Origin of the sequence: Streptomyces sp. G7(2002) (assembly GCF_028870195.1) — a bacterium.
GTDB lineage: Bacteria > Actinomycetota > Actinomycetes > Streptomycetales > Streptomycetaceae > Streptomyces > Streptomyces nigrescens.
Window position 1 is genome coordinate 3,569,487 of record NZ_CP102609.1, and the last position, 15,695, is coordinate 3,585,181.

Consider the following 15,695-nt stretch of genomic DNA (forward strand, 5'->3'; position numbering starts at 1 on the left):
GGAAAAACCCGGACCTACGCCGATACGGCGTCGATCCGGGCCAGGGCGTCATCCGCGCCGTACGGCTGCAAATACGGCAGCCAGCGCGGGTCGCGATGGCCCGTACCGATGATCCGCCACGCCAGTCCTGACGGCGGGGCGGGCTGATGCCGCAGCCGCCAGCCGATCTCGGCGACATGGCGGTCGGCCTTGACGTGATTGCAGCGCCGGCAGGCGGCGACGACGTTCTCCCAGGTGTGCTGACCTCCGCGGCTGCGCGGGATGACGTGGTCGACGCTGGTTGCGACGCCACCGCAGTACATACAGCGCCCGCCGTCACGGGCGAACAGCGCCCGGCGGGTCAGTGGCACGGGGCCGCGAAAGGGCACCCGCACGAACCTCTTCAAGCGGACCACGCTCGGAGCAGGGATGACTCGGGTCGCGCTGTGCATCAGGGCGCCGGACTCCTCGAGGCTGACTGCCTTCTCATTGAGTACGAGGATGAGCGCGCGGCGGAGCGGTACGACGCCGAGCGGCTCGTACGACGCGTTGAGGACCAGGACATGCGGCACGGGTGCCTCCTTGTACGCCGGCGGCGCGTGGCTCGCGCCGGGACGATCTCCCCACAGTGTCCCCCGCTGCCTGGTCGGAGCGCCACCATGACCGAGTAACGGGCCGGAGGTGTTTTCCACCACACCCCGCGCACCGCTGTCCGGATCCCGCTCTTTCCCGCCCGCGTAAAACCTGCCTGTTCGAACAAGAGCGCGGACCGTTCTCATTGCCCCGTTAGTGTGGTTGGTCTGCCCGGTCCCTGGGGTCCCACCGAGGCCCGGGTCTGCTGTCCCACACGGAAGGTTCGACTGTGTTCTGGTCCGCTTCGCCGGTCGCTGCCGCGCACCTGAGCGCCGCCACACCCGGCTCATCCGGCCCGGCGTCCCTCGACGACGCCACGGAGAAGGCCACCAACGCCGCCGGATGGGTGCAGGAGAACTGGGGGACGTGGCTCACGTCCGGCCTGCAGATCTTGCTGATCCTCGTGATCGCCGTGGTGCTGCGGCATGTGATCCGCCGCACCATCACCAAGCTCATCGAGCGGATGAACCGCACCGCGGCCGCCGCCCAGGGCACCGCGCTGGGCGGACTGCTCGTCAACGCCGAGAGACGCCGGCAGCGCTCCGAGGCCATCGGCTCGGTGCTGCGCAGCGTCGCCTCCTTCGTGATCATGGGCACGGCCGCCCTGACGGTGCTCTCCGTCCTGAAGATCAACCTTGCGCCGCTGCTGGCGAGCGCCGGTGTGGCCGGTGTCGCCATCGGTTTCGGCGCCCGCAACCTCGTCACCGACTTCCTCTCCGGCGTCTTCATGATCCTGGAGGACCAGTACGGCGTCGGCGACGAGATCGACGCCGGGGTCGCCACCGGTACGGTCATCGAGGTCGGCCTGCGCGTCACCAAGCTGCGCGGCCCCAACGGCGCGATCTGGTACATCCGCAACGGCGAGGTCAAGCGGATCGGCAACCTCAGCCAGGGCTGGTCCACGGCCGCCGTCGACGTGGTGATCGCCGCCAACCAGGACCTGGAGCGGGCCCGCGACACCATCACCACCGCCGGCCAGGAGATGTCCAAGGCCGAGCCCTGGAACGAGCAGCTGTGGGAGCCGGTGGAGGTCCTCGGCCTGAGCGAGGTGCACCTGGAGACGGTCACCATCAGCGTCTCCGCCAAGACCATGCCCGGCAAGGCCCTCGGCGTGGAGCGCGAACTGCGCTGGCGCATCAAGCACGCCCTGGACGCCGCCGGCGTCCACCTGGCCCCCCGCCCGCTCCCCGAGGACGAGGTGGCGGAGGCCAACGACCCCGCCGCCGGTATGGCCGCCCCCTCGGCCCTCAACAACCCGCTGTCCCCCCAGTCCCTGGCGACGAACCCGATCGCGTCGCCGTCCAAGCTGGGGAAGTAGGCGGGTGGCAACGGCCTGAGGGCTCCCGTGACAAGGGAAGCGGCCTGAGGGCTCCCGTAACAAGGGAGGGGCGTACCGACCGGGTGTCGGTGCGCCCCTCTTCCCTTCCCCTTTCGCCGGCCGGAGCGCCCGGCTTCCCCTTCCTTGAGCCGCTCCCCCGCTCGGCCCATTGACGCCGCTCCGGAGCACGGCCTACCGTCCAGACACCGATGGGAAAGTTTCCTAACAGAGACGTTTTCACAGAGACTCGCGGTCGTCCCGGCCGCCGGTGAACGGGGTGACGGTCATGGCCGGTGGACAGTCGGTGCGGCGCCTCCCCGGGACACCGCGGGTGTTGCGGGCCATGAACGACCGTGCCGCGCTCGATCTGCTGGTGTCGCAGGGCCCGTTGACCCGTACCCGGATCGGGGAACTGACCGGACTGTCGAAGCCCACCGCCTCACAGCTGCTGGCCCGGCTGGAGGCCGCGGGCCTGGTGCGGACCACCGGCAATGTGACCGGACGGCCGGGGCCCAACGCCCAGCTCTACGAGATCAATCCGACGGCCGCGCACGTCGCCGCGCTCGCCGTCGATCAGCAGGGGATCACCGCCGCGGTCGCCGACATCACCGGGCAGGTGCTCGGCGAGGAACGGGTCGGCACCGACGCGGTCGCCGAGGACGCACCGAACCGGACCGCGCAGCTGGTCGCGCAGGCCGTCGACGGGGCGCTGGCCAAGGCCGGGCTGGGGCGCGGGCAGCTGCACGGGGCGGTGATCGGCACACCGGGCGCGCTGGACCCGCGGACCGGGCGGCTGCGCTACGCGCCCCATCTGCCGGACTGGCACTCGCGGGCACTGGAGGAAGAGCTGGCCGAGGCGCTGGGCATGCCGGTCACCCTGGAGAACGATGTGAATCTGGCGGCGGTCGCCGAGCAGCACGACGGGGCCGCACAGGACGTCGACGACTTCGTCCTGGTCTGGGCGGACGAAGGGGTCGGCGCCGCCCTCGTGCTGGGCGGTCGGCTGCTGCGCGGCGCCACCGGAGGCGCGGGCGAGATCGGCTATATGCCGCTGCCCGGCGCCCCGCTGTCCCGGGGCGGCGAACGCAGCGCCGCCCGGGCGGACGCCGGGGGCGGCTTCCAGCGGCTCGTCGGCGCGCCGAGCATCATCGAACTGGCCCGGGAGTACGGGGCACCCGACGTCCGTACGGTCGCCGGGGCGCTGGCGCACGACGCGGTGCGCGCCGAGGTCGCGCGGCGGCTGGCGACCGGGCTCACCGCCGTGGTGGCGGTCGTCGACCCCCAGCTGATCGTGCTGTCCGGCGAGGTCGCCCAGGCCGGCGGGGAGGAGCTACGCGCCCTGGTCGAGGAGGAATTCACCGGGCTCGCGCTCCCCCGCCCCGTCCTGCGCCTCAGCCGCACAGAAGGCAATCCGATCCTCCTCGGCGCACTGCGGACGGCGCTCGCCGCTACGCGCGACGCGGTGTTCCCCACCGGCTGACGGACGCCATCGGGCACGGCGCCCCGGCCCCACCAGCCCCCCACCACCGAGACGACGATCACCCACCATCCATCACCCGCCCCCGCCAACGGCCAGAGGCGCCGATCACCACCGTCCAGCGGCCACCGACCGCCGACCGCCGACCGCCGACCGCCGACCGCGTCAAGGAAGAACAGCGCCACTTCCCCAACTCCCCCTGCCGTGAAGGAAGTCCGCCATGCCGCTCGTGGGTAGACCTGTCCGGCTCTCCGTGGCCCCGGCCGGCGCCGGGCTGCTCGTCCCGAAGGCCTTCTTCGAAGGCGTCGCGCTCACCGGAGTGAAGGGCTGATCCTGTATGACGTCTCCCCAGGGGCTCACCCCCCGCCCTCGTATCAAGCTCGCCGTGGTCGGCGGCGGCTCCACCTACACCCCCGAACTCATCGACGGTTTCGCCCGGCTGCGTGATCTGCTGCCGCTGGAGGAACTCGTCCTCGTCGACCCGGACACGGAGCGGCTGGAGCTGGTGGGCGGACTGGCGCGGCGCATCTTCGCCCGGCAGGGGCACCCGGGCCGGATCTCCTGGACCGGCGACCTGGACGCCGGTACCGACGGCGCCGACGCCGTGCTGCTGCAACTGCGCATCGGCGGCCAGGCCGCCCGCAACCAGGACGAGACCTGGCCGCTGGAGTGCGGCTGCGTCGGCCAGGAAACCACCGGCGCCGGCGGCCTCGCCAAGGCGCTGCGCACCGTCCCCGTCGTCCTCGACATCGCCGAACGGGTACGCCGCCGTAACCCCGCGGCCTGGATCGTCGACTTCACCAACCCCGTCGGCATCGTCACCCGGGCCCTGCTCACCCACGGCCACAGGGCCGTCGGACTGTGCAATGTCGCCATCGGCTTCCAGCGCACCTTCGCCACCCTGCTGGGCGTCACCCCCGAGCAGGTCGAGCTGGAGCACATCGGCCTCAACCACCTCACCTGGGAACGGTCCGTACGCGTCGCGGGCAAGGACGTGCTCCCGGAGCTGCTGGCGGCACACGGCGAGACCCTCGCCGGCAAGGTCCGGATGCCCCGCGCCCTCCTCGACCACCTCGGCGCCATCCCCTCCTACTATCTGCGCTACTACTACCAACACGACGCCGTCGTACGGGAGTTGCGCGGCAAACCGTCCCGCGCCGCGGAGGTCGCCGCCCTGGAGCGGCAGCTGCTCACCCTCTACGGCGATCCGGCGCTCGACGAGAAGCCGGAGCTTCTGTCCCGGCGCGGCGGGGCCTTCTACTCGGAGGCGGCGGTGGCGCTGACCTCGTCGTTGCTGGGCGACACCGGAGACGTCCAGATCGTCAACGCCCGCAACGACGGCACCCTCCCCTTCCTCCCCGACGACGCGGTGATCGAGGTCCCCGCAACGGTGGACTCGACGGGCGCCGCGCCCCTCCCCGTACGCCCCCTGGAACCGCGCTACGCCGGACTGATCGCCCATGTCACCGCCTACGAACAACTCGCCCTGGAAGCGGCGCTGCTGGGCCGCCACGGCCGTACCACCGGCCGGGCCGACGGGCGCAACGCCGTCTTCTCCGCCCTCCTCGCCCACCCCCTCATCGGCCAGCTCGACCAGGCGGACCGGCTCACCGACGAGCTGATCGCGCACAACCGGGAGCACCTCCCGTGGGCCTGACCTGCACGGCGCTGGCCGTCGACGCGGGCAACAGCAAGACCGATGTGGCGCTGGTGGCCGTGGACGGCAACGTGCTCGCGACGGCGCGGGGCGGCGGTTTCCGGCCGCCGGTGGTGGGCGCCGGGCGGGCGGTCGACGTCCTGGCGCCGCTGGTGGCATCCGTCCTGGCGCGGGCCGGAGCGCCGGCCGGCCCCGTCGGCCATCTCTCCGCCTTTCTCGCCAACGCCGACCTCCCCGTCGAGGAGGCGCGGCTGAACGCCGAGATCGCGGGACGGGGGTGGGCGCGCACGGTGACCGTGCGCAATGACACCTTCGCCCTGCTGCGGGCCGGGCTGCCGGACGACGGGGAGCCGGTGGGCGTCGCCGTGGTGTGCGGGGCCGGCATCAACTGCGCCGGGCTCGGACGCGACGGTGCCACCGCGCGCTTCCCGGCCCTCGGCCGGATCTCCGGTGACTGGGGCGGCGGTTCATGCCTCGCCGACGAGGCGCTGTGGTGCGCGGCCCGCGCCGAGGACGGCCGCGGCGCGGCGACCGAGCTGGCCCGCGCGCTGCCCGCCCATTTCGGCCTGACCACCATGCGGGAACTGATCGAGGCACTCCATCTGCACGACATCCCCGGCCACCGCCGCCATGAACTGCCCCCGGTGCTCTTCGCCGTCGCCGCCTCCGGCGACCGGATCGCCCGCGCCCTCGTGACCCGCCAGGCGGAGGAGATCGCCCTCCTGGCCGGCGTCGCCCTGGAGCGCCTCGGCCTCCTCGGCGAACCCACCCCCGTCATCCTGGGCGGCGGCGTCCTTGCCTCCCGGCACCCCCTCCTCCATGACCAGCTCACCCAACTCCTCGCGGACCGCGCCCCCAAGGCGGTCCCGCATGTGGTCACCGCCCCGCCGGTACTGGGCGCGGCCCTCGACACCTTGGACCGGGCAGGAGCGGAGGCGGGGGCTTATGGGCGGGTGCGGGGGTTTGGGGGGGGGGGGGGGGCGCTGAGGGAGCTGGGGGCTGAGCCTCCGCCGCTGGGTTCTGTGCCTCCCGCCTCCTCTTAAGCCTCTCACCCCGTTCTTCCCCAGCCCCTGCTCGCCCCCGCCCCCGCCCCACCTCACCCCACCCGCACGCTGTCCCCCCGCCATGTCTCCGCGCGCTCGCCCGGGGCCAGGACGAGGTCCCGGCCGGGGGCGTCGCCCGGTGCTTCGGTGTGGCGGGCCTCCGGTCCAGGCGGGCCACCACAGTCGCGCTCCGTAATGACGGTGATGTAGTGGTCGGTGTCGTTGCCGATGAGTGTGGCGGAGCCGTCCAGGCAGTGGTCGAGGGGGTAGCTGCCGTGGGGGTCGATATAGGTCGTGCCGCCGATGGTCAGAAAGCCTCTGACCGACGGGGTGTTGTCCGAGGTGGGGGGACCGCCGCCCGTCCTGGCGGCTGCGAGGGGGCCGAGGAGTTTTCTGATCCGGCGCATGGCGTTGCCTCCGATTCGTCAGGCGCGGTGGACCCGTGCTCATCGGGTGAGGCAGGGCCCGGCTTCGTCACTCAGCGTAGTCGGAGGTGGGTGGGTGGGGCAGCGGCGCGTGGGAGTGAAGTGGGGGGCGTGGGGAGGTGGGGCGCGCGCGGTCGGCGGGGCCGGTCAGTCGTCGAGCGGGAGGGCGAGGTCCCGTACGTGGCCGGCCAGGAGGAGGACGGCGGCGTCCACGGCGGCCTGGGGGTCCTGGGCGCGGATGGCGTCGGTGAGGCGGGAGTGCGGGTCGGCGGGGGCCGCGGTGGCGGTGTCCAGGCAGGCGGCGCGGCGGAGTTCCTCGCGCAGGGCGGCGCTGAGGGAGCGGTAGATGTCGGCGAGGACGGGGTTGTCGCTCGCCTCGGCGACCAGGACGTGGAACTCGGCGTCGGCGGCGGTGAAGGCCTCGCTGTCGTGCGCGGCGAGGGCGGCCTTGCGGCGGGCCAGTGCGGCTTCGATGCCCGCGAGTTGGGCGTCCGTACGGTGGGTGGCGGCCTGGCGGGCGGCGACCACGTCGAGGCCCTGGCGGACCTGGGTGACATGGCTGAGTTCGGCGCGTTCGAGGCGGCGGCGGAGGGCGACCGCGCTGTCGTCGTCGGAGATCACGAACGTGCCGTCGCCCTGCCGGGGCTCCAGGAGGCCGGAGTGCACCAGGGAGCGGACGGCTTCGCGGACCGAGGCGCGGCTGACCCCGAGGGTTTCGGAGAGGGCGCTCTCGGGCGGGATGCGGCTGCCCACCGGCCAGGTGCCGTTCACGATCTGGCCGCGGATCTCGTCGGTCGCGGTCTCCACGAGCGACACCCTGCCCTTGCGGACCGACTGCACGAGATCACTCCCCCTTCGGCGCGACATCCGGGGCCCGGTATCACCTGATGTCTGATGACTCTGTGCCCACTGTAATGCGGGGCACAGTGGTGCGGCGGGCCCGTCCGTGGGTCGCGATCCGAACAAGATCGGGGCATTCGCGGTGTGGGTGTCAGCGGCTGCGGACATACTGCTGCCCATGCACCGGTCCCTTTCGTGAGCGCTCCCGGGCGCTGTGCGCGGGGGCCGGTCCCGCCGTCAGCGCCCCAGGGGGAGGTTCCGTGTCGACCAGCAGCGTGTCGCCGCCTGCCGCGGAGCGCCGGACGGCCTGGGCCGAGGGGCTGGACGAGCTGCGTGCCGCGGCGACGACCGAGCCGGGCCGGCTGCGGGTGATCGGTGCCGTACTGGCCCTGCTGATCGTGCTGTTCGGTGCGGTCACGGCCTGGCAGGTGTCGGGCCGGGCGGCGGCCGCGGACGATGTGGTGGAGCACAGCCAGCCGCTGACGGCGGACGCGGCGAGCATCTACCGTTCGCTGGCGGATGCCGATACGACCGCCGCGGCGGGCTTCCTGGCCGGTGGCGAGGAGAGCAGGGCGACGCGTGACCGGTATGCCGCCGATATCGCGACGGCGTCCTCCTTGCTGGTCAAGGCGTCGGCGAACAGCGCGGGTTCGGAGGGGGCGGGCGCGCAGATCGCGAAGCTCAACGGCGGGCTGCCGCGCTATACGGGGCTGGTGGAGACGGCGCGGGCCAACAACCGGCAGGGGCTGCCGCTGGGCGGTGCGTATCTGCGCTATGCGCATGAGCAGATGCGGACGGAACTCCTCCCGGCCGCACGGGCGTTGTACGACGCGGAGACGGACCGGCTGGCAGCGGACTACTCCACGGCCAAGGCGTGGCCGTGGTGGGCGCTGGCGTCCGGGGTGGTGGCGCTCGGTGCGCTGGGGTGGGCGCAGCGGCGGCACTACCGGCGGACCAACCGGGTGTTCAACCGGGGCCTGTTGGCCGCGACGGCCGCGTCCGTGATGGTGCTGATGTGGCTGGTGGCGGGGCATGCGGTGGCGCGAGGGGGGCTGACCGGGTCGTATGAGCACGGGGCGCGGTCGCTGCGGGTGCTCAACGAGGCGCGGATCGATGCGCTGCGGGCGCGGGGGAACGAGAATCTGACGCTGGTGGCGCGGGGTGCGGTGCTGACCGACGGGCAGCAGGATTTCTACGAGGCCGGTTTCCGCTCGGGGATAACGGATCTGGCGGGTGCGGGTGAGCGCGGTGCGGCGCCGGCGACGAGCAGGCTGGGGGCGGCGCTGGCGCTGGCGGACGACGAGGCGGGGCGGCGTCCGGTGCGGGATGCGCTGACGCAGGTCCGGCAGTGGCAGGCGCGGCATGCGCAGGCGCGGGCGGCGGACGACAAGGGGGATTACGACCGGGCGCTGGACGGGGTGATCGGTGCGAAGGGGTCCACCGGGGAGTCCTTCGACCGGGTGGCTTCCGGGCTGCAGCGGGCGCTGGTGCATGAGCAGGCGGAGTTCCGGTCGGCGGCGGACGGGGGGCGTGCGGCGCTGGGCGGGCTGCCGGTGGGGGCCGGGGTGCTGGCGGGGCTGGCGGCGGTGGGCGCGGTGCTGGGGATCGGGCGCAGGCTGGCGGAGTACCGGTGAGGGAGCCGGGTGAGGGGGACATGAGGATGCGCGCGCGAGGGCTGGTGAATCTGCGTGCCGTCCTGGCGCCGGTCGCGGCGGGGATGTGTGTGATGGCGGCGGCTGCGGCGGTGCTGGTGCCGTCGCTGGGCGGTGGCGCCGGGGAGGAAGGGCCCGGTCGTGGTGGTGCGGCCGCGCCGGCGGTGACGCACCGGGCGTACGGGCCGGGGGCCGGGCGGCCGGCCGTCGCGAAGTGCACGGCGCGGAACGCCGCGGAGAGTCTGCGGCCGTCGCCGGACGACGGTGCGGCGGTGTCACGGATCAAGGAGAAGGGCCAGTTGGTCGTCGGCGTCGACCAGAACACCTACCGGTGGGGGTACCGCAATCCGGCGACCGGCGAGCTGGAGGGCTTCGACATCGAGCTGGCGCGGGCGGTCGCCGAGGACATCCTGGGGCCGCACCCCAAGGTGGTCTTCAAGGCGGTGCCGACCAGTCAGCGGATTCCGGCGCTGCAGCGGCGCACGGTCGACCTGGTGGTGCGGACGATGACGATCAACTGTGCGCGGAAGGAACAGGTGGCGTTCTCCACGGCGTATTTCCAGGCGGGGCAGCAGGTGCTGGCCCCGAAGGCGTCGAAGGTCACGGCGTTCGACGATTCGCTGCGCGGCAAGCGGGTGTGCACGGCGGCGGGTTCGACGGGTGAGAGCGAGCTGTCGGCGCGGCGGCACGGCGCGAAGGTGCTGACGGTGCCCAATCAACTCGACTGTCTGGTGCGGCTGCAGCTGGGTGAGGCGGATGCGGTGGTCACGGACAATGCGCTGGCCGCGGCGCAGGCGGCGCAGGATCCGGCGGTGGAGCTGAAGGGCAAGCCGTTCACGGACGAGCCGTACGGCGTGGCGATGAACAAGGGCGACACGGATCTGGTGCGGCGGGTCAACAAGGTCCTGGACGACTACCGGGGCGACGGGGGCGCGGACAGCCGCTGGATGCGGGCGTACCGCACCTGGCTGGAGGACGACCTGCCGGGCATATCGGGGCCGCCGTCGCCGGAGTACAGCGACTGATCGCCCCAAGGAGCGGTGTGCGCGGCTGATCGCCCCATGGAAGGGCCGGATGAGGTCACTATGGAGGAGGAAGCGGGAGGAGCAGACCGCAGCGGCTACGGGGTCGCCGCAACCGCCGTGCATCGTACGCGTATTGGAGAGGTGATCGATGGGGGTCCCTGGACCCTTCCCCGGTTCTCCGGGGAGGCCCGATGCCCCGGTGCTGGACCGGGAGGAGGTGGATCGCGCGCTGGAGCGGCTCGGTGCCGAGTACGAGGCGATCGAGACATCCCTGCTCGCGTTGCAGGATCACGCGGGGCGCCGGCTGCTGGAGGGCGCCGAGCTGTCCGGTACCACCAAGGAACGCTGGGCCGCCGCGGAGCGGTCGATCACGGTGCTGTGGTCGCTGTTCGATACGTACACGGCCGCGCTGGAGGAGGCGCGTGAGCTGCGGGAGCGGCGCCGCTGGCCGTCCGCGGAGGATCTGGCGGAGCTGACGGAGCTGCTGCACGGCGAGGGGGTGACGGTCCCGGGTGCGGCCGCGGCGGACGGTGGTCCGGAGGGCGGCCCGGCCGGGCTGGGCGAGCGGTTCAGTCTGGAGGGGCTCGTCGAGCGGATGAACGGGCTGTACGCGCGGTCGCTGGATGTGATCGTGGCAGCCGATGCGGTCTGGTCGGCGCTGCCGGCCCGGATAGATCTGCTGTCGGCCGAGTTGCAGCGGACGCGTTCGCTGGCGCATTCGGTGGGGGTGCGGCCCGGGGAGCATCCGGCGGGTGACGATCTGGAGCGGATCACAAAGGAGCTGCTGCGGCTGCGGGAGCGGGTGATCGCGGATCCGCTGGCGTTCTGGGTGTCGTCGTCGACGGGGAGTTCGGCGCCGGGCGGGGGCCGGCCGGACACCGGGCGCTATGACCGTGCGGCGCGTGCGCTGGAGGAGATCCGGCGGGAGGTGGCGGCGGTGCTGGATGTGCGGCAGGACGCGGAGCGGCGGCTGATGCAGCTGCGGGACGTGCTGTCGCGGGCGGACCGCACGCTGACCGAGGCGCGGCAGGCCCGGGGCGAGGTGCTGGCGAAGATCGCGGCGTCGGAGGTGCCGGCGGTCAGCGGCCCGTCGACGGCGCTGCACGAGCAGTTGGCGGCGGCGGCCGATTACCGCAGGCGGGCTCAGTGGCACCGGCTCTCGCCGCTGCTGGACAGTCTGGAGGAGCGGGCGGAGGACGAACTCCACCGGGCCCGCGAATCGTTGACGGCGGTGACCGCGCCGCTCGCGGTGCGCGCCGAGCTGCGGGGCAGGCTGGACGCGTACCGGGCGAAGGTCGCGCGCCACGGTCTGGCGGAGGACCCGCTGCTGACGGAGCGGTACGACCTGGCGCGCCGGATGCTGTGGAGCGCGCCGTGCGATCTGCGGGCGGCCGAGCAGGCGGTGTGGCGTTATCAGCAGGCGGCGGCGGAGGCGTTGGAGCCGCCGCCGGAGGGGCGGGGGGAGTCGTGACGGAGCAGGCCGACGAGCGCTGCCAGCGGCGGGACTGTGCGGGCAGTTACGAGGATGTCGGCGGCGGTGAGCGGTACTGCGACCTGTGCGGTCTGGCGCCGGTGGTCTCGCCGGGCGGTCTGCTGTCGTCGCCGCCCACGGGCCTGACGGGCCGGGCTTCGGCGGGCGTGACGGCCGCGCGGGAGGCGGCCGGGGCGCTGCTGACGGTGCCCTCCCCCGCCCCGGGTTCGGGCGGCAGCGCGCCGTCCGGTCCCGGTTCCGGCGGCAGCGGGCCGTCGGGCCGTTCGTCGCCGTCGCGGCGGTCGGTGTCCGGGCGGCTCTCGCGCGCGGGCTCCGGCGGGGTCCGGACGCGCGGGGTGCCGGCGGTGTCGGTGCACGGCTCGGGCAGCGGTGCGTCCTCCGGGCCGTCGCGCGGGCGGCTGGGCGCGGGGCTGGTGGCGGTGCCGGAGGTGCCGCGGCCCGATCCGCGGACGGCGGTGCTGGAGCATCCGGAGGTCCCGGAGCGCAAGCGGTTCTGCAGCCGTGCGGACTGCGGGGCACCGGTGGGCCGGGCGCGTGGTGAAAAGCCGGACCGTACGGAAGGGTTCTGCACCAAGTGCGGCCATCCGTACAGCTTCGTTCCCAAGCTGCGGCCCGGTGACATGGTGCACGGCCAGTACGAGGTCGTGGGGTGTCTGGCGCACGGCGGGCTCGGCTGGATCTATCTGGCGACCGACCATGCGGTCTCCGACCGGTGGGTGGTGCTCAAGGGGCTGCTGGACACCGGCGACGAGGAGGCGCTGGCGGTGGCGGTGTCCGAGCGGCGCTTCCTCGCCGAGATCGAGCACGCCAACATCGTGCGGATCTACAACTTCGTGGAGCATCTCGACCGGACGACGGGCAGCCTCGACGGCTACATCGTCATGGAGTACGTCGGCGGCAAGTCCCTCAAGGACCTCGCCAACGACCGGCGCACCCCGCAGGGCCGGCGCGATCCGCTGCCCGTCGAGCAGGCCTGCGCGTACGGCATCGAGGCGCTGGAGGCGCTCGGCCATCTGCACAGCCGCGGCTACCTCTACTGCGATTTCAAGGTCGACAACGCCATCCAGCAGCACGACCAGCTCAAGCTGATCGACATGGGCGCGGTGCGCCGGATGGACGACCATGTGAGCCCGATCTACGGCACGATCGGCTACCAGGCGCCCGAGATCGCCGCTGTGGGCCCGTCGGTCTCCTCCGACCTCTACACGGTCGCGCGCACCCTCGCCGTCCTCACCTTCGACTTCCAGGGCTATACGAACATCTTCGCGGACTCGCTGCCCGATCCGGACAACATCGAGGTGTTCCGCACCTACGAGTCGTTCTACCGGCTGCTGGTGCGGGCCACGGACCCGGACCGGGCGCGCCGGTTCGCCTCCGCGGAGGAGATGGCCGAGCAGCTGACGGGGGTGCTGCGGGAGGTGGTGGCACTCCAGTCGGGGGAGCCGCGGCCCGCGCTGTCGACCCTCTTCGGGCCCGAACTCCGGGTGACCGACACGGAGTTGATGCCGCCGGTGGACGGCGACAGTTCGCTGCTGGGCGCGCGGGGGGCGGTCCCGGCCCGCGCGGCGGAGCGCGTGTCCGGCGGTCCGCTGCTGCGCCCCCTGGACGTCGCGGGCGCCGCCCTCGCGCTGCCGGTGCCGCGGGTGGACCCGGGTGACCCCAACGCCGGGCTGCTGGCCGGGCTGCCGGCCGCCGGGCCCGCGGAGTTGCTGGGTGCGCTGCGCTCCGCGCCCGCCGACTCCCTGGAGCTCCGGCTGCGGGAGCTGCGCGCCCGTCTGGAGGCAGGGGACGGCGCGGCGGCCCGGGAGGTGCTGGAGGCGATCGCGGCGGAGCCCGCCGGGCCGTGGCCCGCCGCGGGGCACGGCGGCGGCGAACCCGCCACGTGGGGCGCGGACTGGCGGGTGGTGTGGCATCGCGGCCTGGTGTCGCTGACGGCCGACGACCGCGAGAGCGCCGCGCTGGCCTTCGACGCGGTCTACGACGCCTTCCCCGGTGAACCGGCGCCGAAGCTGGCGCTGGGCATCTGCGCGGAGCTGCTGGGCCAGTGGGACAACGCGATGGAGTACTACCGCCTGGTGTGGGCGACCGACCGCAGCTATGTCGGCGCCGCGTTCGGGCTGGCCCGGGTGCGGCTGGCGACGGGCGACCGCGGCGGCGCGGTCGAGGTGCTGGAGTCCGTGCCGGAGTCGTCCATCCACTACATCGCGGCGCGGAGCGCGGCGGTCCGCGCCCGGCTGCGGGAGCGGCCGCCCCGCGATCCGCTGCTGGCGGATCTGCGGGCGGCCGCCGAACAGGTCGAGGCGCTCGCGGACTTCGGTCTGGACACCGAGCGCCGGGAACAACTCGCCACCGAGGTACTGGGCAGCGCCCTGGACTGGGTACTCTCCGGTAGCCACGGTGCCGGGCCGGACGGCGCAGCGCCCGCTTCCGAGCGGCCGGCGCTGCTCGGAAGCCCGCTGGACGAGCGCGGTCTGCGCTTCGGGCTGGAGCAGTCGTACCGTCTGCTGGCGCGGCTGGCACAGCGTGGTGAGAAAAGGATCGAACTGGTGGAACGGGCCAACCGCTTCCGCCCCAGGACGTGGGTGTGACATGGGTGTGACTGGGCCGTCCCGGTGTCCGGGCTGTGATGAACCGCTCGACGCGAAGGACAATTTCTGCGGGCGGTGCGGCGCCGATCTCCTGCCGCCTGCCGCACCGCCGGCGCACGGCGCCCCGGCCGCGCCCGGCGCTTCCGCCGTGCCGCCCCCGCCGCCGATGCCTCCCGGTCCGCCGCCGGTGCCCGCACCGGCCGGCCGGACGGCTCCGGCCGGGCCGCCGCCCCCGGACCCGCAGGCCCGGCTCCCGTACGGGGACGCCGGTGCGCCGCCGATGCCGGGCCATGCCCCGCCGGTGCCCGGCCAGGCGGTGGCCGACACCCCGCCGCCCGCCGATCCGCGCGTCGCCGGATACGAGGCGGTCGCCGACGCGGCCGCCGCCGGGGCCGCGGCCGCCGCCGGGACCGGCGCGCCCTCCGGTGTGCCCGCCTCGGAGACCGTGGCGCCGGACGCGGAACCCGTGGCGCCCGCCCCGGAGCCCGTCCCGGAACCCTCCGTGCCCGCCGCCGAGCCCGCGGCGCCCGCCGCGGCGGAAGGCCCGTCCGGCACCGCCGTCACCGACGGCACGCCCGCCCGGGGCACCGCCGTCTGCGCCGCGTGCCGCTCCGGGGCCGTGGACGCCGAGGGCTACTGCGCGCACTGCGGTCACGCCCGGCCCCGCCCCCGCGACCACATGGAATGCGAGGTGGGGGGCATCGCGGCGGTCAGCGACCGGGGCCACCGGCACCACCGCAACGAGGACTTCTTCGCGCTGCGTGCCGCCGCGCTGCCGGACGGCACCCCCGCCGTGGTCGCCGTGGTCTGCGACGGTGTCTCCTCGGCGACCCGCCCGGACGAGGCGTCCTCGGCGGCGTCCGAGGCCGCCGGGGAGGCGCTGCGGGCGTCCCTGCCGCGCGGTACCCACCCCGCGCAGGCCATGCACGACGCCATCCTGGCGGCCTCCTCGGCGGTCGACGCCCTCGCCTCCGACCCGTCCCTGGTCCATGACGAGCACCGTCAGCAGAACGCCCCGGCCTGCACCTTCGTCGGTGCGGTGGTCGGCGGCGGGCTGCTGACCGTCGGCTGGGTCGGCGACAGCCGCGCCTACTGGATCCCCAACGACCGTACGGCGCCGCCCGCCCGGCTCACCGAGGACGACTCCTGGGCCGCACAGATGGTCGCCAACAACCTGATGTCCGAGGCCGAGGCGAACGCCGATGAGCGGGCGCACGCCATCACGGGCTGGCTCGGCGCGGACGCGTACGAGGTCGAGCCGCACACCGCGACGTTCAAGCCGGACGGGCCCGGGGTCGTGGTGGTGTGCACCGACGGGCTGTGGAACTACGCCGAGAGCGCGGAGCAGATGGCCGCGGTGCTGCCGTACGACGCCCCCGCCAGGCCGCTGAACGGCGCCCGCACCCTGGTCACCCACGCCCTCGACGGCGGCGGGCACGACAACGTCACCGTGGCACTGGTGCCGTTCCCCGCACCGGCGGGGCAGACCCCACCGGCCTGACGGGCTCACCACCGAAGAGCGTGAGCGGGGGTGCGCGGCACGGCGCACCCCCGCCCGTACGCCCC

The 15,695-nt window shown here is 73.9% G+C and carries 12 protein-coding genes; 9 read left to right on the forward strand and 3 right to left on the reverse strand.

Annotated features, from left to right (window positions below; all coding sequences use genetic code 11):
- Positions 1-14: 14 nt before the first annotated feature.
- Positions 15-551 carry an HNH endonuclease gene (locus tag NUT86_RS14790; protein WP_018088296.1) on the reverse strand — a complete coding sequence of 179 codons (537 nt, stop codon included), beginning with the start codon at positions 549-551 and terminating at the stop codon, positions 15-17.
- A gap of 290 nt (positions 552-841) precedes the next feature.
- Between NUT86_RS14790 and NUT86_RS14795 the strand changes: the two genes are divergently transcribed.
- The 4 genes from NUT86_RS14795 (at position 842) to NUT86_RS14810 (ending at position 6,107) form a co-directional block, all read left to right on the forward strand.
- Positions 842-1,930: a mechanosensitive ion channel family protein gene (locus NUT86_RS14795; RefSeq protein ID WP_174876392.1), complete on the forward strand. Its 1,089-nt coding sequence runs from the start codon at positions 842-844 to the stop codon at positions 1,928-1,930.
- Positions 1,931-2,273: 343 nt separating this feature from the next.
- A complete protein-coding gene (locus NUT86_RS14800) occupies positions 2,274-3,410 on the forward strand; it encodes an ROK family transcriptional regulator (RefSeq protein ID WP_159489411.1) in 1,137 nt (378 codons plus the stop codon).
- Positions 3,411-3,780: 370 nt separating this feature from the next.
- Positions 3,781-5,064 carry a 6-phospho-beta-glucosidase gene (locus tag NUT86_RS14805; RefSeq protein WP_446750823.1) on the forward strand — a complete coding sequence of 428 codons (1,284 nt, stop codon included), beginning with the start codon at positions 3,781-3,783 and terminating at the stop codon, positions 5,062-5,064.
- Positions 5,055-6,107: an N-acetylglucosamine kinase gene (locus NUT86_RS14810; RefSeq protein ID WP_274735643.1), complete on the forward strand. Its 1,053-nt coding sequence runs from the start codon at positions 5,055-5,057 to the stop codon at positions 6,105-6,107. The genes NUT86_RS14805 and NUT86_RS14810 overlap by 10 nt, the downstream gene beginning before the upstream one ends.
- Positions 6,108-6,160: 53 nt before the next feature.
- Here the strand turns inward: NUT86_RS14810 and NUT86_RS14815 are convergent, their stop codons facing one another.
- On the reverse strand, positions 6,161-6,514 hold the full coding sequence (locus NUT86_RS14815; RefSeq protein WP_274735645.1) for a hypothetical protein: 354 nt from the start codon (positions 6,512-6,514) through the stop codon (positions 6,161-6,163).
- Positions 6,515-6,679: 165 nt separating this feature from the next.
- The gene (locus NUT86_RS14820; protein ID WP_018088303.1) at positions 6,680-7,372 is read right to left on the reverse strand and encodes a FadR/GntR family transcriptional regulator; all 693 of its coding nucleotides are present in this window, start codon (positions 7,370-7,372) and stop codon (positions 6,680-6,682) included.
- 260 nt (positions 7,373-7,632) lie between these two features.
- Between NUT86_RS14820 and NUT86_RS14825 the strand changes: the two genes are divergently transcribed.
- From NUT86_RS14825 to NUT86_RS14845, 5 genes are all read left to right on the forward strand, one after another.
- Positions 7,633-9,006: a hypothetical protein gene (locus NUT86_RS14825; RefSeq protein ID WP_274735647.1), complete on the forward strand. Its 1,374-nt coding sequence runs from the start codon at positions 7,633-7,635 to the stop codon at positions 9,004-9,006.
- Positions 9,007-9,032: 26 nt separating this feature from the next.
- Positions 9,033-10,049 (forward strand): glutamate ABC transporter substrate-binding protein, encoded by a 1,017-nt coding sequence (locus NUT86_RS14830; protein WP_266442101.1) that lies wholly within the window; start codon positions 9,033-9,035, stop codon positions 10,047-10,049.
- Positions 10,050-10,197: 148 nt separating this feature from the next.
- Complete coding sequence (locus tag NUT86_RS14835; protein WP_159488241.1) at positions 10,198-11,520, forward strand: hypothetical protein; 1,323 nt, start codon at positions 10,198-10,200, stop codon at positions 11,518-11,520.
- Positions 11,517-14,129, forward strand: coding sequence for a serine/threonine-protein kinase (locus NUT86_RS14840; RefSeq protein WP_274735651.1), 2,613 nt, complete (start codon positions 11,517-11,519; stop codon positions 14,127-14,129). Before NUT86_RS14835 ends, NUT86_RS14840 begins: the two co-directional genes overlap by 4 nt.
- A 1-nt stretch (position 14,130) precedes the next feature.
- Positions 14,131-15,630 carry a PP2C family serine/threonine-protein phosphatase gene (locus tag NUT86_RS14845; protein WP_274735653.1) on the forward strand — a complete coding sequence of 500 codons (1,500 nt, stop codon included), beginning with the start codon at positions 14,131-14,133 and terminating at the stop codon, positions 15,628-15,630.
- The last annotated feature ends 65 nt before the right edge of the window (positions 15,631-15,695 follow it).